Below are 24,295 nucleotides of genomic sequence, written 5' to 3'. Positions count from 1 at the left end.
ATGAGAACGTGTTTCATTTGTGGGCGGGTTATCAATAGCCAAAGTGTAAGTGATGAGTAAATCAATATTTTGAACCTGATCAATGTTTCCTCGGGTTGCGTCTGCTAGGTAAGCACTTTATACCGGAATTTAGCGATCCTGCTTGAATATGACTCTCTTCGCCCATATCTCTTAGACATACTCGTTAATTTGCTGAGGAATAAATATGAGCAACCCTTTGCTTACCAGCACCAAGTTACCCCTATTTTCGAAGATTAAACCTGAACATATTCAGGTGGCTGTAGAGCAAGGTATCGCCAACTGCCGCAGTGAAATAGATCTAGTGCTAGCCCAGTCGGCTCCCTTTAGCTGGGATAATTTAGTGGCCCCTCTAGAAGAGGTGGACGATGAGCTAGGCAAGATCTGGTCACCAGTGTCTCACATGAATTCTGTTGTCAGTAGTGAAGAGTGGCGCGAGGCCCATGATGCCTGTCTGCCTCTGCTGTCTGAATACGGCACCTTTGTCGGTCAGCATCAGCCACTCTATGAAGCCTACAAGTCATTGAGAGCTTCGAGTGAATTCGAACAGATGAGCCAGGCCAAGAAACAAGTTATCGAACACAGTTTGCGTGACTTCGAGCTGTCAGGTATCGGCCTCAGCGATGAAGACAAACTCAGATATGGTGAGCTGGTCAAGCGTATGTCTGAGCTGACTAGTCGCTTTTCGAATCAGCTGCTCGATGCCACCCAGGCCTGGAGTAAGCTGATCACAGATGAGGGCGACTTAGCCGGTCTTCCCGAGTCTGCGATTGCCGCAGCCAAAGCCATGGCTAAAGCCAAGGAGCTAGAAGGCTGGCTATTTACCTTAGATATTCCATCCTATCTACCCGTGATGACTTACAGTGATAATCGTGACTTACGTGAAGAGTGCTATCGCGCCTTTGTGACTCGTGCATCCGATCAAGGCCCCTTCGCCGGTGAATATGATAACGGCCCCTTGATGGATGAGATAGTCGCTCTGCGCCACGAGCTAGCCCAGTTACTCGGCTTCGAGAGCTTCGCGCATAAGTCGTTGGCCACTAAAATGGCCGAAACGCCTGAGCAAGTGCTGGAATTTCTTAATGAACTTGCGAGCCGCTCTCAAGATCAAGGCAAAACCGAGCTGGAGGAGTTGACTGAATTTGCTCAGCAAGAGTTCGATGTAAGTGAGCTCCAGCCCTGGGACCTAAGCTTCTATGCCGAGAAGCTGAAGCATCACAGATACGAGATCTCTCAAGAGTTACTACGCCCATATTTCCCCGAAGACAAGGTGCTTTCGGGTCTGTTCTATACCGTGTCTCGTCTATTTGGCCTCAGTGTTAAGGAGCAGCAAGAGTTCGATAGCTGGCATAAGGATGTGCGCTTCTTCCATATTAGCGATAGTGACGGTGTACATAGAGGTAGCTTCTATCTAGACCTTTATGCCCGTGAAGGTAAGCGTGGCGGTGCCTGGATGGACGATTGTCGTGGCCGTCGTCAGACCCCTAATGGTTTGCAAGATCCTGTGGCTTATCTGACCTGTAACTTTAACGCTCCAGTGGACGGCAAGCCTGCCTTGTTTACTCACGATGAGGTAACCACCCTGTTTCATGAGTTCGGTCATGGTATTCACCATATGCTCACCAAGATAGATGTTGCCGGCGTTTCTGGTATCAATGGTGTGCCTTGGGATGCGGTAGAACTGCCTAGTCAGTTTATGGAAAACTGGTGTTTTGAGGCGGAGGCGTTAGCCGAGATATCCGGACATCATGAAACCGGTGAGCCATTACCGAAAGCCATGTTAGACAAGATGTTAGCGGCGAAGAACTTCCAATCGGGCATGGTGATGCTGCGTCAACTCGAGCTCTCGCTATTCGATTTTAGACTGCACCTGGAATATAGCTCTGAGCAAGGGGCTAAGATTCAAGCCAAACTGGATGAAGTGCGTAGACAAGTTGCCGTGGTCAAAGCCGTCGACTTTAATCGCTTCCAGCACAGCTTCGCGCATATCTTCGCCGGTGGTTATGCGGCAGGATACTACAGCTACAAGTGGGCCGAGGTGCTTTCAGCCGATGCTTTCTCGCGTTTCGAAGAGGAGGGGATATTTAACTTGGGAACGGGTCGTAGTTTCCTTGAAAATATCTTACAGATGGGCGGTAGTGAAGAGCCGATGATCTTGTTCAAACGCTTCCGTGGCCGTGAGCCTAAGATAGACGCTTTGCTGCGTCACAGTGGTATCGGCGGCGAGTAAAAATCCGATAGCTTGCAAAGTCGAAAGCGCCCCCCTGACTTAGCGCTCTGCATCAGTCATTAAAGTGCCAATCGGTTTTCCGATTGGCACTTTAATTGGCTGCTTTGATTCTATACCATTTCGAGTAAGTATCTGAACTGACCAGATACTTATATGGAATGGTATTATACCTATGGGTATTAAGGCTTGGTTTTACCCTTACATTAGACTCTACATTAGCGACTTGTGATCTGGTATGACCTCTGTTAGCCTTTCTGGCTCTTTTTAAAGGACTGTATTTTAGTCTCGTCTTTTAATGGCCGTTTTTAGAATCGTGTTTTAAGTATTAGTTGTAAGGACTGTGAATGAATCTCTATTTCAGGCTAATTTGGCTCTTTATCTGGCGAGTACGCCATTGTAATTCTATCGGTTTTCTCGACACCAGCCGTATCACCTATCGTGCCTTGCCTTTTGATTGTGATATAAATTTGCATGTGACTAACTCAAGATATCCGGCATTTCTGGATCTGGCCCGTACCTATATGATGGCCGAGATGGGGTTCCTGAAGAAGTTCATCAAGATGAAGTGGATGCCAATCGTCAATGCTGCCGAATTTACTTACATCAGAGACATTAAGCCCTTCACTCAGTTTGAGATAGAAACCAAGCTGGTGGGCTGGGATGAGAAATACTTCTACATCGAACATAGGTTTGTTAGTGCAAAGGCCCTGCATTGCATAGTACATGTACGCGGCGTGTTTGTGTGTCGAGGTAAGCAAGTTCCCATTGAGACTATGATCAAGGAAGTTAACTTCGAAGGTCCGGCTCCTGAACTCCCCCCGGAAGTGGTGAAGTGGAAGCAGTTTTTACAACTGAAGAAAGAGCGAAATATAAAAAAACCTAGCTCCTAGAATCTAGGAGCTTATCCTAAGGAATGGGTCTTCTTCCGCAGAGGACTTCTATTTGTGCCAGGTCGACCTCCTCTGTTACTTGTTGAAATGCACCTCTTAATTGTGCCTGATGCCAGTATCTGTCCAGGTTGTCATATTCAAAAAATTTAAAATGGTCTTGCGCGCAATATAGGCATGGGAAAAGAGCGCAGTCTGCCAGCGTTAAGCTATCGCCACACAGCCAGTGCTTATTTTCTAATAGCGCATCTAAGTATTTGAGGAAACGGTTAATGTCGTTTTCTAAGTGCTTAATTCGCACTTGGTTCTTATCTCCTGACTCGAGTTTTTGATGTTCGAGTTCAAATAATATATTACTGAAATCTTGATCTATTAGGCGATCCTGTAACCGCGTATCCAGAGCAATTCTACGCTCTCTAGGTAGCAATCGAGTGCCGGTGGAGAACTCAGTATCGATATATTCAATGATAATACTCGACTCAGGAATCAGCTCCCCGGTCTTAGTCTTAAGCAGTGGCACCTTTCCTGGAGGATAAAACTGACAGAACTCCTTACGAGAAAAAGGATCGGTGAGTTCTACGATCCTCGGGTAGAAGTTGGCTTGTTTTTCGTAGAGAGCAAGGAGGACTTTCTGTGAGTAGCGGGAAAGTGGATGATAAAACAGCTCCATCAGCGATCGTCCTCAAAGATTAACATAAGCCCTATAGATAACTTTAGTTGCTACAGGTTAGAGCGCAAACCCATCACGGCTAGCGCATTTTAATCCCTGGCTCTAACAGGGTTGAGCGATACTCGTCGTCCAACCCTGCCATCTTCTTTTTAGCCACTATACTCGCGCGTTTTGTCTGGTCTTGCTTGAACAAGGTCATTGCTATTTTTCTCATCACATTAAAAGCAAGCGGACCTCGGCCTTTACGGAACCGTGATTCATCTTCTCTGAATGTCATCTCTAACACCCAATGCATACTTTCTACTTGCCAGTGATTTCGCACAGAAGATAACGCCTGCTCTGCATTTAAATCTAATGAGCTAATGTACCAACGTGTTTCAGTGGTTTCTTTACCTGTCGTTTTTTCATGTACGTCTGATGTCACTTTGATAATGCTTTTTAAGCCAACCCACTGATATTTATTATTTAACCAACTTTTATTAACCAGCACTTGCTGACAACGTCTTGTTTTAATTCACCCGTGACCGCTGTCTATGGTCGTATGTTCATCAAAATTATCGGCTGTAAAACCTTCACGCTGGCACTTGTGCCACCAAGCTTCTAATTCACCCTGTAGACCAGAATGATGACCTTTAAGCGCTAGAATATAATCAGCCTTTTGCTTAACGATTAGCTTTGCTATCTCTTTTTCATCCGCTTTTAATCGGCAGATAACACGGGCAATAGTGTCATGCCGAGGAATACCCGCTTTAAAAGGACGATACTGACGAAGCCAATCAAGCTTTAGATGTCCAAAGTTTTCAATGTCTTCCCATCCTTCAGAGCCTGACATAACCGCACTTATAGCGAGTAAAATAATATCTAATCAGTTATGTTTTTTACAACGCTCAATACGGGGATCCGCAATCGAATCAAATGTTTTAAAAAAGTAGCAGTCATTAACATCACCAAAAAAGAGTATTTGGTGATCTGATCGCTACTTGAGCATAAAGTTCAATTTATAATGATCTTGCCGTGGCAAACCCATAAGCTATGCGAGTGTTAGGTTAAAACCTCTTGTTAATCTGGGTAGACTTGCTTTGCAATTCAGCTTTAGCCGTTTTTCAATTAAGCCTTTAGCTGCTCGATTTTAGTCCAACAGCATTGGAGTCTCTAGGGGAAGTCATTGCTTTCTGTATTATATTTCTTACTATGGACAGATTATTTAGTTAGGAATCGATATTTCAATATGAGTCGACAAGAATCCTTCTCTGCCATCTATCAAAGAGCCAGCGACCGTAAAGGTGGTGATGAAGGTCTGGAGAGCCTGCTAGATAATGCTAATTTGCATCTTAGCGTCGATGAGCTAGGTGAGTATAGCGATGCTCAACTGCTGTCTGAAATGAGTAAGAAGGTATTCCAGTCTGGGTTCGTTTGGCGCATTGTCGAGAATAAATGGCCTGCCTACGAGCAAGCCTTCTTCGGTTTCGAACCTATGAAGGTGCTGATGCTATCGCCTGAGCAGTTACATGATAGGGCCAGTGATGCGACGCTTATCAGGCACATGAAGAAGACCATGGCCATCTATGATAATGCGCTGATGATTCAAGACATTGCCAGAGAGCACGGCAGTTTGGTTGAATATATTGCCAACTGGCCAGGTGAGGATATTACTGGTTTATGGGCACAACTTAAACGCAGGGGCACTCGACTTGGCGGTAACACGGGCCCCTACTTCCTGCGGGCCATGGGCAAGGACACCTTCCTGCTAACCGGTGATGTGCAAGCTTATATGAAGGCGCACAAGCTGGTGGACTTTGGTTTTAGCTCTAAGAGTGGACTCAAACAGGTACAGGCGGTATTCAATGCCTGGCTGCAAGAGTCGGGTCGCAGCCTTGCCGATATTAGCCGTATTCTAGCTTACGGCGTGGGGGATAATAGGATCTAGCTTATGCTACGAGCTACGAGCTACGAGCTACGAGGTGTAAGTTGTAAGTGATAAAAAAAGTCAGCCTGGAGTAGGCTGGCGAAAGTTTGCCCAAGATTAAGCAATATCTTAGAAACCTTTGTTGACGCCGTTACTGAATGCATCATCGGGGGGAGATGTGAATAGAATTGACTGCTTGGATGAATCAAAAGCGAAAATATATAAACCAATATGAATGAGCTAGCTGGCAATAACTCTGGTGTCACTCATGATTTGTTACTCAAACTTAGATACCTAGCAAGGTAAGTGATCGGGAGCTTGAAATGCAGCGAACGTTAACCTATCCGTAACATAAACTGATGATTTTCAGCCTGAATTTGCATAAGCTTACAAATTTATAGTCAGTTCTCCTTGTTGACTTTGTTTAGGTGTGAGATAAAGGCAGGCTCAAATCTTACACAATAATTTATGCTTCCAATTATACCTGTAATAGTCGTTTCTATTGTTCGGAATACCATGTCTGGTCGGTTGCTTTGATAGGAGTTCTCATGCGGCAAATAGTGAAAATTGCCTCTTTTTTAAGTGTGGCGTTATGGATAACAGCTTGTGGGCAGAATGGAGATAGCAAGCAAGGTCGTGGACCTGGAATTGCGGAAGTCGGCGTCATTACGATTAAGACCCAGTCTCAGGATATCCAAATCGAGCTGCCCGGACGGAGTAAGGCATTCCTCGAGGCCGAAGTTAGACCACAGGCCTCAGGCATCATCACCGAGCGGACATTTGTCGAAGGCAGTGATGTTAACAAGGGCCAATCTCTGTATCAGATTGACTCGGCAACCTATAAGGCGGCCGTGATCAGCGCCGAAGCCGAACTGGCCAGTGCTAATGCCGGTCTGGTGTCAGCAAAAGCGAAAGCTGCACGCTTTAAAGAGTTGATTAAGACCAATGCCATCAGTCAGCAAGACTTCGATGAAGCCGATGCCCTGTATAAAGAAGCGCTAGCTAATGTTGTGGTTGCTAAGGCGGCCATCAATACTGCCAAGATCAACTTGGTCTATACGGAAGTTAAGGCACCTATTTCAGGCCGGATCAGTAAGTCTAGCGTCACAGCAGGTGCGTTAGTGACGGCGAATCAGTCACAAATTCTGGCAAAAATTCAACAGTTAGATCCCATCAATGTGGATATCGCTCAGTCCAGCGCTCAACTATTGCGCCTAAAAGCCAAGCTTAGGCAAGGTAAGTTACAGGCTGCCGATAACGCCGATGTGCAGCTTATCCTCGAAGACGGTACGACTTACGCCCATACGGGTGTATTGCGTTTTGCCGAGGTGAGTGTCGATGAGAATACAGGTTCGGTAACCTTGAGAGCCGAGTTCCCTAATCCGGATGGCCTACTATTGCCTGGTATGTATGTGCGCGCAGTACTCAATGCCGGTACCGATCCACAAGCGATTCTGGTGCCACAGAAAGCGATCACTCGTAATACCAAGGGACAGGCCGTTGCTATGTTAGTCAATAGCGAAAATAAGGTCGAATCTCGAGTCGTGATTACTGCTGAGGTGATCGATCATCAATGGCGTATCACTGATGGTCTTGCCGTCGGTGATGTTCTCATTGTCGAAGGATTACAAAAAATTCGTCCTGGCGCTTCAGTTAAATCTGTCGCTGTCACTGCAGATGATTCGGCGAGTACACCTGCCAGTCAGTCGGCTAACCAGAAATAAGAGTGAGGTAGAGTTATGTCACGTTTCTTTATTGATCGCCCTATTTTTGCTTGGGTGATCGCCATTATTGTGATGCTGGCTGGGGTCTTGTCGATCTTTAGACTTCCCGTATCTCAATATCCGAGTATCGCACCGCCATCGGTGGTGATCAGCGCCGTTTATCCTGGAGCATCGGCTAAGACCATGGAAGATTCGGTGACTCAGGTCATCGAGCAGCGGATGACGGGTCTGGATAACCTGCGTTATATTTCATCAACCAGTGATAGTTTCGGTAATGCGCAGATCACCTTAACCTTCAATGCGGAGACGGATCCTGATATCGCTCAGGTACAGGTGCAGAACAAGTTACAGCTTGCTATGCCACTGCTACCTCAGGAAGTACAGGCTCAAGGTGTTAACGTCAGTAAGTCGAGTGCTGGCTTCTTGATGGTATTGGGCTTCGTGTCCCAGGATGGTTCTTTGGATAGGAACGATATTTCGGATTATGTGGCGTCTAACATACAAGATCCCATGAGTCGTGTTGCTGGTGTGGGTACTATCCAGCTATTTGGTGCTCAGTATGCGATGCGTATCTGGCTAGATCCCTTCAAGCTGACGCAATTTAATTTGACTAGCATAGACATCATGGCCTCTATACGTGAGCAGAATGCTCAGGTATCTGCGGGTCAGTTGGGTGGCGTTCCATCAGTTGGTGGTCAGCAGCTTAATGCGACCGTATCGGCACAGAGTCGCCTGCAGACAGTCGATCAGTTCGAGCGGATCATCGTCAAGTCAGATCCCAGCGGTGCCAATGTGTACCTTAAGGATGTGGCTCGAGTTGAACTCGGTGCAGAAAGCTATTCATCAGAATCTTTCTACAATGGTAAGCCAGCGGCGGGTATTGGCATTCAATTGGCAACCGGTGCTAACGCACTGGCAACCGCTGGCGCAATACGGGCTAAGATCGATGAGATGAAGGCCTTCTTCCCTCAGGGGCTTGAAGTGGTTTATCCTTATGATACGACGCCATTCGTAGAGCAATCTATCGAAGGTGTTGTACATACCTTGATTGAAGCCATCGTCTTGGTTTTCTTGATCATGTTCCTGTTTTTGCAAAACTTCAGGGCGACACTCATTCCGACCATCGCCGTGCCTGTGGTGTTATTGGGTACCTTCGCTATTCTGTCGGCGGTGGGTTTCTCTATCAACACCTTGACCATGTTTGCCATGGTGTTGGCCATCGGTTTGCTGGTGGACGATGCCATCGTGGTGGTGGAAAACGTCGAACGTGTGATGCATGAGGAGGGGCTAAGCCCCGTCGAGGCCACTAAGAAATCCATGGATCAAATCACCGGCGCCCTGGTGGGTATCGGTTTGACCCTGTCGGCAGTATTCGTGCCCATGGCATTTATGTCCGGCTCGACTGGTGTCATCTATCGTCAGTTCTCGGTGACGATCGTGTCGGCCATGGGACTCTCGGTGATGGTTGCCTTGATTCTGACTCCGGCTCTGTGTGCCACCATGCTTAAGCCAATGAAGAAAGGTCAGACGCATATTAACACTGGCTTCTTCGGTTGGTTTAACCGCAGCTTCGACAAAATGACATCCCGTTACACCGACACTGTTGCCGCTATGATCAAGCGTACAGGCCGTGTCATGTTGATCTATCTGGTACTAGTCGTCGCCATGGGTTGGATCTTCATGCGTATGCCCACAGCCTTCCTTCCCGATGAAGATCAGGGCATCATGTTTACTCAGGCAATCTTACCGGTGAACTCGACGCTGGAAAGTACTCAGAAGGTGATGGAAGATGTCACAGACTACTTCCTCAACGAAGAAAGTGAAAACGTGGAGTCGGTATTTACTGTATCTGGCTTCAGCTTCGCGGGTAACGGTCAGAACATGGGTATTGCCTTCGTCAGTATGAAGGACTGGTCCGAACGAGAAGGTGCCGGACAGGACATTAAGTCGGTAGCGGCTCGTGCCATGGGTAAGTTTATGCAGATGAAGGAAGCCTTCGTATTTGCATTCGTACCACCGGCGGTGATCGAGCTAGGTACGGCAAACGGTTTTGACTTCTATCTGCAGGACAGAAATGGCCAGGGCCATGATAAGCTGGTTGAAGCTCGTAACATGTTGCTCGGCATGGCAAGGGAAAATCCTAACCTGACAGGCGTACGCCCGAACGGCCAGGAAGATGCGCCTATGTACCAGATACATATTGATCAGGCTAAGATCCGCGCCTTGAGTGTCGATATCAACTCGGTAAACAGCGTGCTGGGTACGGCTTGGGGTGGTTCATACGTGAATGACTTCATCGATCGTGGCCGAGTTAAGAAGGTTTATGTACAAGGCGAAGCCAAGTACCGAATGCAGCCGGAAGATCTCGATTCCTGGTATGTACGTAATACCAAAGGGGAGATGGTACCTTTCTCAGCTTTCGCTACAGGAACTTGGGAATATGCCTCGCCTCGACTGGAGCGATTCAACGGCCTGCCTGCGATGAACATCCAGGGCGGAACTGCACCTGGCTATAGCACAGGTGCTGCGATGCTCGATATCGAAGAGATGGTGAAGAAGTTACCGCCTGGATTCGGTGTCGAGTGGAACGGTCTATCCTATGAGGAACGCCTATCGGGTAACCAGGCTCCGGCTCTGTATGCCCTGTCTATCGTAGTGGTATTCCTGGTGCTGGCGGCGCTCTATGAGAGTTGGTCTGTGCCTTTTTCGGTTATCTTAGTGGTGCCTTTGGGGATTATTGGTGCGCTTATTGCCATGAATGCCCGCGGCTTACCTAATGACGTATTCTTCCAGGTGGCGCTATTGACTACGGTGGGACTGGCGACGAAGAACGCCATTTTGATCGTGGAATTTGCCAAGGAATATTACGACAAAGGGGCGACTCTTGTTGATGCTACCTTGCATGCGGTACGGGTGCGCTTGCGTCCTATTCTGATGACCTCTATGGCCTTCGGCTTAGGAGTGGTACCTCTTGCCATCAGTACCGGTGTAGGCTCAGGTAGCCAGAACGCCATTGGTACGGGTGTACTGGGCGGCATGATGAGTTCAACCTTTATGGGGATCTTCTTCATCCCAATTTTCTTCGTGGTTGTTGAACGACTCTTCAGCAAACGAGAGAAGAAGAAGGCAGTCGAAGCCGAGACCAGTGCTACGCTATAGCATAAGATGATCTCGACTCGATAAGGTCTTAAAGACCCGGTAATGTTATTGCCGGGTTTTTTATTGCCTAAGAGGAAGCAAGAGAAGACGCGAGGATACCAACAAGTTGGCTAGGAGAAGGTTCGCGGGCTCACTTCGAGAGCGGCACCTTGTGCCTGCTAGGAAAAGCAAGAACAAGCTTAGGTTTTACATCTGAGATAATCTTGAAACTCTGCAGAGCTATCTAGATATGATCTTGAAAAGAGCTTGGAAGTGTTTTAGATTCAATTGGTGAGTGTGTACTTGCTATTGTTCAAATTTTCTCCTCCACGGCAGGTTTAATCAAGGTCAACAGCAACAAACTCTCGCTTTCCCCTAAAGCGACGAAGTCGCGCCCTCGTAGGGCTAGCCGGACCTCGTCTTAGCTTTCCTCGTAAAACCTAGTATCTTCTCTAAGGCGTATAATACGTCGCTGCTCCGGGTCCCACCGGCATCTCCAATACGAACACCCAAAGGAAGAAGAACAGTGTCCAACCAATAAAGAACACGATGGAATATGGCAGCATGGTGGCGATAAGGGTGCCTATGCCTAAGTTCTTCTTATACTGGGAAGCAACCGCGAGGATTAGGCCGAAGTAGCTCATCATTGGGCTGATCAAGTTAGTCACAGAATCACCGATCCTATAGGCCGCCTGGATGGTTTCCGGGGCATATCCAATCAGCATCAGCATGGGCACGAAGATGGGAGCCGTTACTGCCCATTGAGCCGAGGCGCTACCTAACATCAGGTTGATGACACCACACATCATGATGAATAGCAGAAATACTAAGGGACTGGTTAGGCCGATGGCACTGAGTGCGTCGGCGCCGGAAACGGCCAGCACTGCGCCTAAGTTGGTCCACTTGAAGAAGGCGACAAACTGCGAGGCGAAGAAGACCAGCACTATGTACATGCCCATGGAACTCATGCTGTGGGACATGGCGTCGATGACATCTTTATCACGCTTCATGGTGCCGACGACTTTACCGTAGACCAGACCTGGTATGGCAAAACAGATAAAGATAAAGGCGACGATCCCTTTAAGGAAAGGGGAGTCAGCCACTAAGCCTGTTTCTGGATTTCTCAGTGGTGCACCTTCCGGTACTATGGTTAGTGCTAGTAATGCAGTAAGTAATAGTATGGCAATTCCCGCGGCTTTGAGGCCACGCTTCTCCAGAGCGTCGACTGAGTCCATCTTCTGATGGCTTAAGTCGACTGCGGCTTCACTGGCATCATATTTACCTAGCTTAGGCTCGACAATCTTCTCGGTGACAAGTGCACCTAAGATGGTAATTAGAAAGGTAGAGACGAACATGAAGTACCAGTTGGATTCCGGCCCAACCGTGTATACCGGATCGATCATCTGAGCGGCTGCCTCTGTGATGCCAGAGAGGAGCGGATCGACTGTGCCTAAGAGTAAGTTGGCACTATAACCACCGGATACCCCAGCGAAAGCCGCGGCAAGCCCCGCAAGTGGATGACGTCCCAGAGAGTGGAAGATCATCGCCGCCATAGGAATGAGGACCACGTAACCTAGCTCTGAAGCGGTATTTGATATGATGCCAGCGAAGACTATGGTCAAGGTAACCAGACGCTTAGAGGTGCCCATTACCAGAGAGCGCATCGCTGCCGAAAGCATGCCTGAGCGCTCGGCAATTCCCACACCTAGCAAGGCTACCAGTACGGTACCCAGCGGGGTGAAACCGGTGAAGTTCGTCACCAGGTTTGAGACGATCATTCTCAAACCTTCGGCGTTCATCAAGCTGACAACATGAATGAGCCCGTCTTCACTGCGTCCCGATGAACCTACTGGACGAGGGTCAGTAATCGAAAGTTCGAAATAACCAGCGATGCCGCTGATAACGATAACAGCCATACAGAACATGGCAAATAGTGTGATGGGATGTGGGAGTAGGTTACCTAATCGCTCGACAATATTGAGAAAACGCACAAAAGCGCCGCTCTGCCCCCCAGATGATCCTGATGATTTGAGAGGCATATCTATGCTCTCATCTTTATTTAAACCCATACCCTTATTCCTTCAATGTTGGCCTCTATGGACCTTTTTCCGCCACTTTGTAGCTGGTTTTTTTTGGTTTTTAGACTCGAGATTTCCGAGTGGACCGGTAAGAGTGTCTTATTAGGTTTAACTGAAGCTTAATTTGAGGCAAAAAAATGGACCCAAGTATGGGTCCAAAAGGGATATTTGATTTGCACTTGCACTAACAATTAAAAATTAGAGAAGTAACAAGCAGTTCGAACATATGGGGGTCATGTCCTCGCTGTTGCTTGACTGCTAATATAGCAAGGTGCTGCTGTACAGAAACTGAATGATAAACTCTGTTTGCTTAACACCTAATCTACTCGATCTTATCTGTATGAATGCTGAATCATGATTAAGAGAGTGCGAAATTGTTATTTCCAAATGTACATCTTTCCATTGATGGGCTATTCCCTGTTTACACGAATTTCCTCATCAAAAGACCGAAAATGTGTCTACCATCAGTAAATGCTTACCTTAATAAGAGTAATTTAGAGTTTGTTGTGCATAAACCCGCGAGTTTTTATGTGGTTTTCTGAGTAACTGTCTATTTTTCACTATGCTTGATATTTTATTTTAGCCAGCTAAATCAATGTCTTTAACGAATTTTATAAATCGTTTAAATTTAAAGACCTATTTATTAGCTTTAACCAATATTTAAGCGGATACCTTGGAGTTTTACTAGGTTTAGTCGATTGAAAGCAGGATAAATATCCAGATTTTCTTAAAATAGTACAATAAGCATCCTCTTTTTCTTTATTAGACCTTTATATAAATGTATGGAAATAATGGAAAAAATAGGTAAGAGTAGAAGGTTAAAGCTTAATCAGAAAATCTGAGTAAATTGTCGCGAAAAAAAATAATAAGGACATGAGATGGAAGGATTGCTGTTAGCTGTGGGATTAGTAGTGATTGTCGCCTACCTTTGGTATGTCAGCCTATTGAAAAAGCGTAATACGGGTCGTGAAGCCTTGTCAGGCATCGATGTGCAGATCAAGAAACGTTCGAATCTGGTGCCTAATATTTTGAAAACAGCTCAAAAATTTATGCAGCATGAGAAGGCTCTGCTCACCGACATCACAAAATTAAGAGCGCAGGCAACCAAGTCATATGACAGCAATGATGTTGCCCAGATAAGGGAGCATCTTGCTGTTGCCGAACAGCTTAATAACAAGATGGGCCAGCTTATGATCAACGTTGAAGCATACCCTGAGCTTAAGTCAGACAATACCATGCTACAGGCTATGCAAACTTATAACGAAGTCGAGGCTCATATTTCGGCTGCGCGTCATTTCTATAATGCCGCAGCCACTGAGCTGAATAATGCAGTTGAGATTTTTCCGGGCTCTATCATAGCCTCTATGGCAAATATCAAAATCATGCCTTTCTATGAAGAAGATGAGGCCTCGAAATCGGCTATGGATGCGACTGATTTTTTTAAATAATCTGATGTAGCGGACTCTCGGGCCGCATTCCTTCCCCTTCGTAACTTTAAATGAATTTAGTCAAATTAATAAAGAGATACAGTGGCTGTTTGCTATGATAGAAGTACTTAAACTCGACGAGTACACAGGACTCTAGATGATTAAATGGTACGAAGACTCAATTGAAGGACAGCAGGGACAGCTGTGTTTGATAACATTTTTCATCTTGAGCCTTATAACAGCCATCTTGCTACCCGTGAGCCAAGTTCAGGCGGAGAATGAGGCTGGATACGAGACCGTACTAGCGTTACTAGCAAAACCTCATTATAAGGCTAGTTACTCTAAAACCGGGCTGGTCGTGACTCAGCAGGCGAGTGAAATAACGAATATCGAAGCTACCGATGCACAGCATTCGGGGCAATGGACGCAAAGTGTTATTTCTGCAGCCGCTAAAAACGGTAAGCCCCATATGCTGGATAACAACAGCCTAATTCAAGTAACAGCGACTCCTATACCCAGCTATTTAAAGCCAAGCACCTCGAAGACTGGGGTAAGCGGGAATGGCAGCGAGCAACTTAAAGTCTACCGGTATGAACAAGCCAGTGGCGTGATGGTTTTTGCAGATCATGCACCGGGTAGCAATGATTATCAGGTGTTGCTTTATGACTGCTATGCCTGCCGTCCTGACTCAGATCTGGATTGGCATAGGATGCCACTGTTTTCCCATGACTATGATGAATTGATTGGCCAAGCGGCTAAGAGACACAAGCTGGATCCGGCGCTTATTCGCGCGGTGATCCACGCAGAATCTGCCTTCAATGTGTTTGCACTTTCCCGTACTGGAGCCATGGGCTTGATGCAGTTGATGCCGGAAACCGCTAAAGAGTTAGGCGTGATTAATGCCTTTAAACCGGATCAGAACATAGATGGTGGCGCAAAATATCTGGCGCAGATGCTAAAGCGCTTCGATGGTGACATTGAGCTTGCCTGCGCCGCCTATAATGCAGGCCCCAGCACGGTTATTCATTACAAGGGGATTCCACCTTACCCAGAGACTCAGGCTTACGTAAAGCGAGTTAAGATCCTTCTACAAAGGTATCGTAAATCCTAGTTCCTAGGTTCTAGACTCTAAGAACTGATTAACCTCGCGATCCTTATCTGCTTTCAGATGATGCCAAACCATAGGCGCGACTATGATAAACATCAGCACATTAGAGATGGGCATGGCGAGCCATACGCCTTTGACACCGAGCCAGGGGGGCAAGAAGTAGAGCAAGGGAAGTTGGATTAACATATTACCAACGGATATTCCTAGCGGCTTCTTTGTTTTAACGTGTTTGGGTTAGCGGGTTATTCGCCGACTTCCCATTTCACTGTGATCTTGCCACCACCTTGATTGAGTAGTGGAGCAAGGTAGTCGAGCATCTCTGTGGCTATCTCATCTAACTGCCAGGGAGGGTTGATGATCCACAGGCCCGCAGCTGTCATGCCAAACTCATCACTGTCGGCTTTCACCGCTTGTTCGATTCTAAGTTGACGTTTGATGCCACTGCCGATGAGTATCTTAAGCATCTCTTCGGTCTGAGCTCGTTTTACTACAGGATACCAGAGCATGTAAACGCCAGTTGAAAAGCGTTTATAGGCTTTGATTAACGCGTTGGGAACATCTTGGTAGTCGGTTTTCATCTCATAACTAGGATCGATCAGTACAACGCCGCGGCGCTCCTGGGGTGGAACAGCGCTTATCAACCCAGCTAAACCATCGCCTTTGATGACGCGCACTTGCTTATCTGCGCCGAGTTGCTCGTCAAGCAGGGCATGATCGGCGCCGTGTAGCTCATGTAATACCATGCGATCTTTCTGGCGCATGTTCATATCGACAAAAGCCGGTGAGCCGGGGTAGAAGCTTAATTCTGCCTTGCCTTGATTGAAGTGTCTAACATCATCGATATATTGTTGTAGTGATTCTGGTAGATCCTCCTTGTCCCAAAGCTTAGCCACACCGTCCAAGTATTCTCCGGTTTTTTGCGAAAACTCATCGGTAAGGGCATAACCACCTGCACCTGCATGGCTATCGATATAGGCCAGTGGCTTATTTTTCTTATGCAGTGATTTCAGCACTTGTAGTAAGAGCGCGTGCTTTAATACGTCGGCATAATTTCCGGCATGATAGCCGTGGCGATAACTGAGCATGAGAGTTCCAAAATTTAGCTTGAACCTAAGGTGAGAGACTTGAAAGATTAGATTCATTCGAGTGATTGTGCGCATTATAGTGGCTTAACCTCCGCAGGTAAATCAGCTTGCCGAGAAGCTCTTGTATTCACTGGGCAGCGCTTTTGGCATAATGGAGAGATAATCGTCCACATTCGAGTTAACGTGATCAAAGACAAGCAAGCCAATCCCACTCTAGGCATTTTCTTCAATGCTCAATATCCATCGCTAGAAGCTATCTGTCAGCGCTGGGGGCTCAGCTTCGATAAAGATGCGGAGTTTGAGCTGGTTTTTGAAAATAACACCTTGATCCTCAACAAGCGTGACGAGCCGAAACTCAAAGGGATAAGTGTCGATTTTGTTTCCGGTGCCGTTGCCCACCGGCGCAAATTTGGTGGTGGACGCGGTCAATCTATTGCTAAGGCCGTAGGCTTGAAGCAAGGAGTTAATCCTAAGGTCGTCGATGGCACTGCGGGTCTTGGACGTGATGCATTCGTGTTGGCAGGCCTGGGCTGCACCGTGACTATGGTGGAGCGTCACCCTGTTGTTGCTGCGCTTCTCGAAGATGGGTTACGTCGTGCTTACGAGGACCCTTATATCGGTGACTGGATGCGTGAGCGCATGATCCTGGTTCACGGATCTAGCCTGGGATCTGTTAGCGAGCTAGGTAACGAGGTCGATGTGGTTTATCTGGATCCCATGTATCCCCATAGAGAAAAATCGGCTCTGGTTAAAAAAGAAATGCGGCTGTTTCAATCCCTGGTTGGTGCCGATATGGATGCAGATGGTTTGCTTGCCCCTGCTCTGGCACTGGCGAGTAAGCGAGTGGTAGTAAAGCGACCCGATTATGCGGAAGACCTAGATGGGGTGAAACCCTCTATGGTGATAGCTACCAAGAAAAATCGCTTCGATGTTTACGTAAAAGCCGCGATGACGGGCTAAATTGATACGGTTTATTTTTTGTCAGAATAACTTTGTCGCTGATACTTATTTAGCTAGTTGCTGGCAAAAATTCATTTGTTATCTATCGCCTACGGTGAGCTATTGTGCCTGTATTCTTAATTTAATCTGTATTAGTTATGCGTGATCTAGCCTAATATTGGATCTATTGCAATAACGAGGAAACATAAGATGATCGAGCAAGGATAAGCATTACCCACAGACGTTATGTTAGGCGAGTTGACCGGTGAAGGCATGGTCACTCACAATGTGGCCGAGCTATTTTCTGGTAAAAAAGTGGTATTATTTGCCGTTCTCGGTGCATTCACACCAACGTGTTTTGAGTCTCATCTCCCTGGCTCCTTGGTTATTGATAGAAATATGTTGGGTGATTAAAAATAGTGAATGTATTCGACTGCCACACGGTATAAGGTGTCTTTGAAACCGAGTAGATCTAACTCATAGTCACGATTTATGTATTGGCTGGTGAAATGCAGCAGGTTGTTTTCATCGGCAAGGGGTATTACCGCGCTAAATGTGAAGCGGTCGACCGTATAGAACTGACCTTTATCATAGGACCCGTTGCCGTCATAGCGGCTGAGTTTTGCCATCAGCTGAACACTGCTATGGGCGAAAGTGTAGGCGTTGCTCCACTCGAAGAAGTAACCAACCCTGCCCGATTAAGCACATCTTCACCATGGCCCATCTCTTCACGGGGCCAATCATCATCTTTTTCCTCTTCGCTATAAGCTAAGCCTAAAGTCAGGCCAAGATCATAGTGGTTGACGTCGGTGAAGCGGGTGTTAAGGGCTAGACCTGTTCTAACTCTTCCAGTTGCTGACTGTTGTAGTGGCCCTCATAGCGCCCATGAAAACTGAGCAGGTATTTTTGTGCTTCACCGAAACTGGCGAAAGGACGTTGATAGTTGAATTTCAGATCTGCGGAGTTTCTGAACCTGTCTTCATCATATTTTTCTGAATCAAGTTCGTAATAATAAGTACCACGGACCCTGAAGTAATTGCTGTCTAGTTGATAAGTATTGTCATAGCGCAAGTCATCCTAAATAAATGACAGTCCGCCGCCCCGTGACATGGAGCTGGATTCAGAGTCTGGATAGGATTCTAACCCAGCTAAAATAGAGACAGCGTATGGGTTTTGTGTCGTATCTTCAGCTGCTAATGCTGGCATTGTGGCCGCCGCGATGGCAAGTCCGGCTAGCAAGTGAGTATGCTTCATCTTCATCCCGAAAAGTGATCAATATCATTGGTTTTAGATATCTTATCATTAGAGTATACAAAATAAACTAGGTAGCCGGAGTCTGTCTTGTCGTCGTGGGTCCTTGCCGATGAGATAGCCTTGAGTCCATTGTGAAAGTCGATAAACCAGAGGAGGCTACTGGCCACGAAAATAAGCTAGGTTATTCGAGTGGTAACCAGACCTGAGCATGCAAACCGCCGACGACTCTATTAGTCAGTACGATTTCGCCTTGATGGCGATCGACAATACGCTTGATGATGGCCAGTCCCAGTCCCGAGCCGACACTGCCTCTGGCGGTATCGCCCTGAGTGAAAGGTTGAAATAGCTTAGGTATCTCAGATTCAGGAATACCCGGACCATCGTCTTCTACGCTAAAGCCTACACGCCGTCCGTCGAAATGAGAGCTTAGCCTGACCCAGCCATTGCCATAACGGAAGGCATTTTCTACCAGGTTACTCAAGATACGTTTAATGGCAATGCTCTGAATCGGGATCTGCGGACACTCGTTGAGTACCACTTCGATCTTGCCCGCCCGATTAGATTCCGCCTGGGCGATATCTTGGATGAGATGATTGATCTGTTCCTGCTCGCGCACACTTTCCAGATCTTGTCTAATATAGGAAATGAACTGACTGATGATGGCATCCATATCTTCGATATCATGGACGATACCATCTTTTAGATATTTATCATCGGCAACCATCATCTCTGAAGCTAGCCGAATGCGGGTCAGAGGTGTGCGTAGGTCATGGGAGATGCCCGCCATCAATAACGATCTATCTTGCTCTAACTGTTTCATGCTGTGGGACATCTGGTTGAAGGCGTTAGTTACTTCGACAATCTCGGTTGAGCCACTCAGAGGTAGCGGCTGTGGATACTCTCCCATAGAGACAGATATTGCCGCCTTTTGCAGTCGTCTGAGCGGCCTGTTCTGCTGTCTGGCAAACCACCATCCTCCGGCGACACTCAAGGCGCCAATCACCATCAGGTAGAGGGTGAGGGGTGATAGATCATAATTGTTGAATCCGGTGAGAGGGATCTTGATCCAAACTGAAGGGGCTTGAGGGGGACGGATCCAGATTTCAAAAAACTCGCCTTGAGCGATTCTTACTTCGGCCTTACCGCCTAAGTGTTCCGACATCTGCGATGAGAGCAGTGCATAATAAGTGGCTTGTTCTATACCAGCCGCACGAGCTTGTTTCTGATTGTAGATATGCATACCATCGTCGGAAACCTTGGCATTGAGTGCGTCGACCATAGTGAGGTGTTCGCGGCCCACATCGACCCCATCGACAAATAGTAATTTCACCTGACGCGCGATCAACTGGTTGATCTGCTGATAGGTGGGCTGAATGAAATAGGCCGCGACCGAGAGGTAGGAAACCAGTTGATTGATCAGCAAGAGGCTGCCAATCAGTACGACTGTTTGGCTAAATGCACTACGGGGTAAAAGTCTTGTCAGCCACTTCATGTAACTGGTTTACCCCTTAGATAAGCAAATCAGTGAGACTAATGACATCAGATATAAGGCTAGCTTAACGACGAGAGGTGCCATCGGGCACGAAAACATAACCGAGTCCCCAAACCGTTTGGATATATCTGGGGGTGGCAGGATCCTTTTCAATTAAGCGCCTCAAGCGGGATACCTGCACATCGATAGAGCGTTCGAGAGCCGAGTAATCTCGTCCTCGGGCTAGATTCATCAACTTATCGCGAGACAGTGGTTCGCGAGGGTGGCTCACGAGTACTTTCAGTACTGCAAACTCGCCACTGGTGAGGGAGATAGCTTCTTCACCATGATACATCTCACGTGTTGCGAGGTTAAGTGTAAACTCGCCGAAAGTGACTTCTTCTTCTTGCTGAGTCGGTGCACCCGGAACATCCTTGCTCTGCCTACGCATCACAGCCTTGATTCTGGCGAGTAATTCACGAGGATTAAAGGGTTTAGGCAGATAGTCGTCGGCACCGAGTTCCAGGCCTATGATGCGGTCGACTTCATCTCCCTTAGCCGTCAACATGATGATAGGTATAGTATTGCCTTGCTGGCGGAGTCTGCGACAGATGGAGAGACCATCTTCGCCGGGCAGCATTAAATCCAACACCAGTAGATGAAAATTTTCACGTTCGAGTAATCTATCCATTTGTTCGGAATTGGCAGCGCTGCGAACCTGATAACCTTGCTCCATAAGATAACGCTCGAGTAATGCTCTTAGCCTCATATCATCATCGACGACGAGAATTTTAGAGGTTTCCTGTCCCATGCTTATTATCCTTATTCTTGGAGCCCGATGGTGGTCGGTAGCCAAATGGCTGATATTGAATATAATTAGACGTACATTTAGTCGCTAATATAGCTGTTTTTTAATCCCTCTTACCAGCGACTCTTTATTCGGATACTGAGGCTAATTTGTTTAGTGTCGACAAAAAAGTAGTAATCCATTGAAAATCAATGTCTATTACTTGTTTTTCAGTATAGCTGTAAAATTGTAACAATTGGAGTTTAAGGCTTTTATCAATCATGATTAAGTATTCTCGAAAATACTCGATCCGCAAACCCAAGATCTGTTTGGTCTGCAGGAGTTGATGGTGAGTGTCGCTCAATGAAGGATTAACTTGTCGCCATATGGCGTTAGATTTATATAAATGGGAAGTTATAGTTTGATGGAAAACTCTCTTATTTCGGTTCGTGACCCGAGTAGTCTTTTCCCATCGAATAAGTGATAATTGGACGCTTATACATCCCTTGATGTTGTTCGAAATATTTAAAAGAGATCGAAAATGAAAGCGTTATTAATCACTCGTAAAGGCTGGCAGGCACTGGACAAGGAACTCAAGTATCTTTGGAAAGAATATCGTCCGCAGATCACCAAGAAGGTACAGGAAGCTGCGGCTCAAGGGGATAGATCAGAGAATGCGGATTACACTTATAACAAGCGTCTTCTGCGGCAGATAGACGGTCGGGTTCGCTATCTGGTGAAGCGGGTCGAAGAGCTGAAAATCGTCGATTATTCGCCCCAGCAGGAGGGTAAGGTATTCTTCGGTGCCTGGATCGAGCTTGAAAATGAGGCCGGTGATGTGGTGCAGTATCGTATCGTAGGTAAGGATGAGCTGGATACTAAGCTGGGTTATATCACCATAGACTCGCCCATGGCTAGAGCGCTTATCGGCAAGCAGGTCGATGATGACATTGTGGTACAAACCCCTTCGGGTTCCAAGGAGTGGTACGTGAACAAGATCCAATATAAGGCATTTATGGATGAATGAGCCTGTGGTATCTTGATGATCATCAGAACCTTTTACTCCAGGCACGACCATACTTTTATGCAAATGACGCGAAATATTGCCCAGATCATTGCTCAGGAACTCAATGTTCGTGAGCAACAAGTCAGTTCGACAATCTCCCTACTCGATGATGGTGCCACAGTGCCTTTCGTCGCTCGTTATCGTAAAGAGGCGACCGGAGGCTTAGATGACACTCAGCTGCGTACACTAAATAGCAGGTTGAGTTATCTGCGTGACTTAAATGATCGACGCGAGGTGATCATCTCCAGTATCGATACTCAAGGTAAGCTGACTCCTGAGCTGCAACGCGCATTATTTGAGGCCGATAGTAAGACGCGTCTGGAAGATCTTTATCTGCCCTATAAGCCGAAACGTCGCACTAAGGGTCGGATAGCCATAGAAGCAGGTATCGAGCCCTTAGCCGATCACTTGCTCAATAACCGCAATGCCGATATCGAACCAGAAGCCGCCAAATATATTAAGGCGGAAGCAGGTTTTGCTGATAGTAAACTCGTGCTCGATGGGGCTCGTTTCATCTTGATGGAGCGTTTCGCCGAAGATGCCGCCCTGTTGCAGAAGGTGAGACAACACCTCAGCCAGAATTCTGTTCTCGAAAGCCGCATGGCTAAGGGAAAAGAGAAGGAAGGGGCTAAATTCCGCGACTATTTCGAACACACTGAGAAACTAAGCAAGATACCTTCTCATCGCGCCTTGGCCATGTTACGTGGGCGCAATGAGGGTATGCTGAGCCTCAGCATGAACGCCGATCCGGGCAACGAGTCTAAGCAAGGCAGTTATTGTGAGGTGATTATCGCCGAGCACTTCAAGCTAAACCTGGGCACCGGTGGTGTCGACTCATGGTTGAAAACCGTAGTCACGGCTAGCTGGCGAATCAAGATTGCACTGCAGATGGAAACTGAGTTTATCGCTAAGATGCGTGAGCATGCAGAGTCTGAGGCGATAAATGTATTTGCCCGCAACCTTGGGGATCTACTGATGGCAGCGCCGGCGGGAGCAAAGGCTACTTTAGGGCTAGATCCTGGACTGAGATCCGGCGTTAAGGTGGCTATCGTTAACAACACCGGCAAACTCGTCGCACACGCGACCATCTTTCCCCATGCGCCACAGAAGCAATGGGATAAGTCGGTACGCACCTTAGCCAATCTTGCCAAGATGCATAAGGTGGAGCTGATTGCCGTGGGCAACGGCACCGCTTCGAGAGAGACGGATAAGCTGGCTGCTGAATTGATTGCAAGTGTCAAAACTGAGCTGCCAAGACTGACTAAAATCATGGTGAGTGAGGCTGGGGCATCTGTCTATTCGGCTTCTGAGCTCGCGGCCAATGAATTCCCCGATCTCGATGTATCTATTCGTGGCGCCGTTTCTATCGCTCGTCGACTACAGGACCCTCTCGCCGAATTAGTCAAGATTGAGCCTAAGTCTATCGGCGTAGGCCAGTATCAGCATGATGTGAGCCAGAGTCAGCTTTCCTTGTCACTGGAAGGTGTAGTGGAAGATTGTGTCAACATTGTCGGTGTCGATCTGAATATGGCATCTGCGCCGTTATTGGCTCAGGTTGCTGGTCTTAATAAGACCTTAGCCCGCAATATCGTCAACTATCGAGATGAAAATGGTCAGTTTACCCAGCGTAAACAGCTATTGAAAGTGGCTCGACTCGGGCCTAAAGCCTATGAGCAAGCCGCAGGCTTCCTGCGTATTTTCTCTGGTGATAACCCATTGGATGCATCTTCGGTTCACCCTGAAGCCTACTCGCTGGTTGAGACGATAGCTAAGGCGAAGGGACTGGCGGTTGCAGCGCTCGTCGGTAATACTGAATTATTGCGTAGCTTGTCGGCGGCAGAGTTTATCACGGACAGATTTGGCCTACCTACTGTGACTGATATCTTAGCCGAGCTGGACAAACCAGGACGGGATCCTCGTGGTGAGTTCAAAACGGCCACATTTATGGAAGGCGTGGAAAAAGTTAACCATCTTAAGCCGGATATGATCCTCGAAGGTGTGGTGACCAATGTGACTAACTTTGGTGCCTTTGTCGATGTCGGTGTTCATCAGGATGGCCTGGTACACATCTCATCTTTGACTGATAAGTTTGTCAGCGATCCCCATACCCTAGTCAAGGCCGGGGATGTGGTTAAGGTGAAGGTGATGGAAATAGATGTGGAACGTAAGCGCATCGCCCTCACTATGCGTCTGGATGAAAAGGCCGCTGATAAACCCGCGCCAAGAGCGGCTCAAAGGCCGAATTTAGCTGGCAATAAGTCGAACCAACAGCGTAAACCTCAGCCTAAGCAAGCTAATGCGGCCATGGGCAACGCGTTTGCCGATGCTTTTTCTAAGCTGAAAAAATAATATGTAAACTGATTTTTATATAAAACCACATTACATCAATGTCGGAAGAGTTTTCTCTTTCGACATTTTTTTGCCCCCCTTCCGCTAATCTACCCTTGGGTCGATACGCTTGTTTCTTTTGTGTTTCTTTTGTGTTTCTTTTGTGTTTCTTTTGTGTT

At 47.1% G+C, this 24,295-nt stretch carries 19 protein-coding genes and 2 pseudogenes; 11 read left to right on the top strand and 10 right to left on the bottom strand.

Going from position 1 to position 24,295, the window contains the following annotated elements:
* Positions 1-205 precede the first annotated feature (205 nt).
* Both prlC and KT99_RS01970 read left to right on the top strand, forming a co-directional pair.
* Positions 206-2,248 (top strand): oligopeptidase A, encoded by a 2,043-nt coding sequence (gene prlC, locus KT99_RS01975; protein WP_005496476.1) that lies wholly within the window; start codon positions 206-208, stop codon positions 2,246-2,248.
* Between the two features lie 344 nt (positions 2,249-2,592).
* On the top strand, positions 2,593-3,138 hold the full coding sequence (locus KT99_RS01970) for a thioesterase family protein (RefSeq protein ID WP_005496475.1): 546 nt from the start codon (positions 2,593-2,595) through the stop codon (positions 3,136-3,138).
* A 16-nt stretch (positions 3,139-3,154) separates the two neighbouring features.
* On the opposite strand, the gene KT99_RS01965 is transcribed toward KT99_RS01970, so the two are convergent.
* Together KT99_RS01965 and KT99_RS20355 are read right to left on the bottom strand one after the other, a co-directional pair.
* Entirely contained in the window at positions 3,155-3,805 is a 651-nt protein-coding gene (locus tag KT99_RS01965) for a glutathione S-transferase family protein (protein WP_005496467.1), read from the bottom strand.
* A 79-nt stretch (positions 3,806-3,884) separates the two neighbouring features.
* A pseudogene (locus KT99_RS20355) lies at positions 3,885-4,712 on the bottom strand (ISAs1 family transposase).
* Between the two features lie 321 nt (positions 4,713-5,033).
* Between KT99_RS20355 and KT99_RS01950 the strand changes: the two are divergent.
* The 3 genes from KT99_RS01950 (at position 5,034) to KT99_RS01940 (ending at position 10,594) form a co-directional block, all read left to right on the top strand.
* Positions 5,034-5,732, top strand: coding sequence for a DNA-3-methyladenine glycosylase I (locus KT99_RS01950; protein WP_005496462.1), 699 nt, complete (start codon positions 5,034-5,036; stop codon positions 5,730-5,732).
* A gap of 527 nt (positions 5,733-6,259) precedes the next feature.
* Positions 6,260-7,435, top strand: coding sequence for an efflux RND transporter periplasmic adaptor subunit (locus tag KT99_RS01945; RefSeq protein WP_005496460.1), 1,176 nt, complete (start codon positions 6,260-6,262; stop codon positions 7,433-7,435).
* A 15-nt stretch (positions 7,436-7,450) separates the two neighbouring features.
* Positions 7,451-10,594 (top strand): efflux RND transporter permease subunit, encoded by a 3,144-nt coding sequence (locus KT99_RS01940; RefSeq protein ID WP_005496459.1) that lies wholly within the window; start codon positions 7,451-7,453, stop codon positions 10,592-10,594.
* Positions 10,595-11,025: 431 nt separating this feature from the next.
* Here KT99_RS01940 and KT99_RS01935 read toward each other — a convergent pair whose 3' ends face one another.
* Entirely contained in the window at positions 11,026-12,612 is a 1,587-nt protein-coding gene (locus KT99_RS01935) for an AbgT family transporter (RefSeq protein ID WP_198401986.1), read from the bottom strand.
* 917 nt (positions 12,613-13,529) lie between these two features.
* Between KT99_RS01935 and KT99_RS01930 the strand changes: the two genes are divergently transcribed.
* Positions 13,530-14,099 (top strand): LemA family protein, encoded by a 570-nt coding sequence (locus KT99_RS01930; RefSeq protein WP_005496449.1) that lies wholly within the window; start codon positions 13,530-13,532, stop codon positions 14,097-14,099.
* 187 nt (positions 14,100-14,286) lie between these two features.
* Positions 14,287-15,189, top strand: a complete 903-nt coding sequence (locus tag KT99_RS01925; protein WP_040571504.1) for a lytic transglycosylase domain-containing protein — start codon at positions 14,287-14,289, stop codon at positions 15,187-15,189.
* Positions 15,190-15,192: 3 nt separating this feature from the next.
* Here KT99_RS01925 and KT99_RS01920 read toward each other — a convergent pair whose 3' ends face one another.
* Together KT99_RS01920 and KT99_RS01915 are read right to left on the bottom strand one after the other, a co-directional pair.
* Entirely contained in the window at positions 15,193-15,372 is a 180-nt protein-coding gene (locus tag KT99_RS01920; protein ID WP_005496445.1) for a hypothetical protein, read from the bottom strand.
* 56 nt (positions 15,373-15,428) lie between these two features.
* Positions 15,429-16,271, bottom strand: coding sequence for a 23S rRNA (adenine(2030)-N(6))-methyltransferase RlmJ (locus tag KT99_RS01915; RefSeq protein ID WP_040571481.1), 843 nt, complete (start codon positions 16,269-16,271; stop codon positions 15,429-15,431).
* Positions 16,272-16,454: 183 nt separating this feature from the next.
* Here KT99_RS01915 and KT99_RS01910 point away from each other — a divergent pair, with 183 nt between their 5' ends.
* The gene (locus KT99_RS01910) at positions 16,455-17,231 is read left to right on the top strand and encodes a class I SAM-dependent methyltransferase (protein ID WP_005496443.1); all 777 of its coding nucleotides are present in this window, start codon (positions 16,455-16,457) and stop codon (positions 17,229-17,231) included.
* Positions 17,232-17,456: 225 nt separating this feature from the next.
* A pseudogene (locus KT99_RS21875) lies at positions 17,457-17,600 on the top strand (redoxin family protein); the annotation flags it as partial.
* A 20-nt stretch (positions 17,601-17,620) separates the two neighbouring features.
* Here KT99_RS21875 and KT99_RS22500 read toward each other — a convergent pair.
* From KT99_RS22500 to ompR, 5 genes are all read right to left on the bottom strand, one after another.
* Positions 17,621-17,839 carry a hypothetical protein gene (locus KT99_RS22500; protein ID WP_005496435.1) on the bottom strand — a complete coding sequence of 73 codons (219 nt, stop codon included), beginning with the start codon at positions 17,837-17,839 and terminating at the stop codon, positions 17,621-17,623.
* Positions 17,840-18,038: 199 nt separating this feature from the next.
* On the bottom strand, positions 18,039-18,281 hold the full coding sequence (locus KT99_RS22495; protein WP_005496432.1) for a hypothetical protein: 243 nt from the start codon (positions 18,279-18,281) through the stop codon (positions 18,039-18,041).
* Between the two features lie 6 nt (positions 18,282-18,287).
* The gene (locus KT99_RS22490) at positions 18,288-18,464 is read right to left on the bottom strand and encodes a hypothetical protein (protein WP_232504226.1); all 177 of its coding nucleotides are present in this window, start codon (positions 18,462-18,464) and stop codon (positions 18,288-18,290) included.
* 181 nt (positions 18,465-18,645) lie between these two features.
* Positions 18,646-19,956, bottom strand: coding sequence for a two-component system sensor histidine kinase EnvZ (envZ, locus tag KT99_RS01895; RefSeq protein ID WP_005496428.1), 1,311 nt, complete (start codon positions 19,954-19,956; stop codon positions 18,646-18,648).
* A 64-nt stretch (positions 19,957-20,020) separates the two neighbouring features.
* Positions 20,021-20,746: an osmolarity response regulator transcription factor OmpR gene (gene ompR / locus KT99_RS01890; RefSeq protein WP_005496427.1), complete on the bottom strand. Its 726-nt coding sequence runs from the start codon at positions 20,744-20,746 to the stop codon at positions 20,021-20,023.
* 517 nt (positions 20,747-21,263) lie between these two features.
* Here ompR and greB point away from each other — a divergent pair.
* Positions 21,264-21,749 (top strand): transcription elongation factor GreB, encoded by a 486-nt coding sequence (gene greB, locus KT99_RS01885; RefSeq protein WP_005496426.1) that lies wholly within the window; start codon positions 21,264-21,266, stop codon positions 21,747-21,749.
* Positions 21,750-21,764: 15 nt separating this feature from the next.
* Entirely contained in the window at positions 21,765-24,137 is a 2,373-nt protein-coding gene (locus KT99_RS01880; protein ID WP_005496425.1) for a Tex family protein, read from the top strand.
* Positions 24,138-24,295: the final 158 nt, after the last annotated feature.

This window comes from Shewanella benthica KT99 (genome assembly GCF_000172075.1).
GTDB classification, from domain to species: Bacteria; Pseudomonadota; Gammaproteobacteria; order Enterobacterales; family Shewanellaceae; genus Shewanella; species Shewanella benthica_A.
This window is presented reverse-complemented; position numbering and strand designations above follow the sequence as displayed.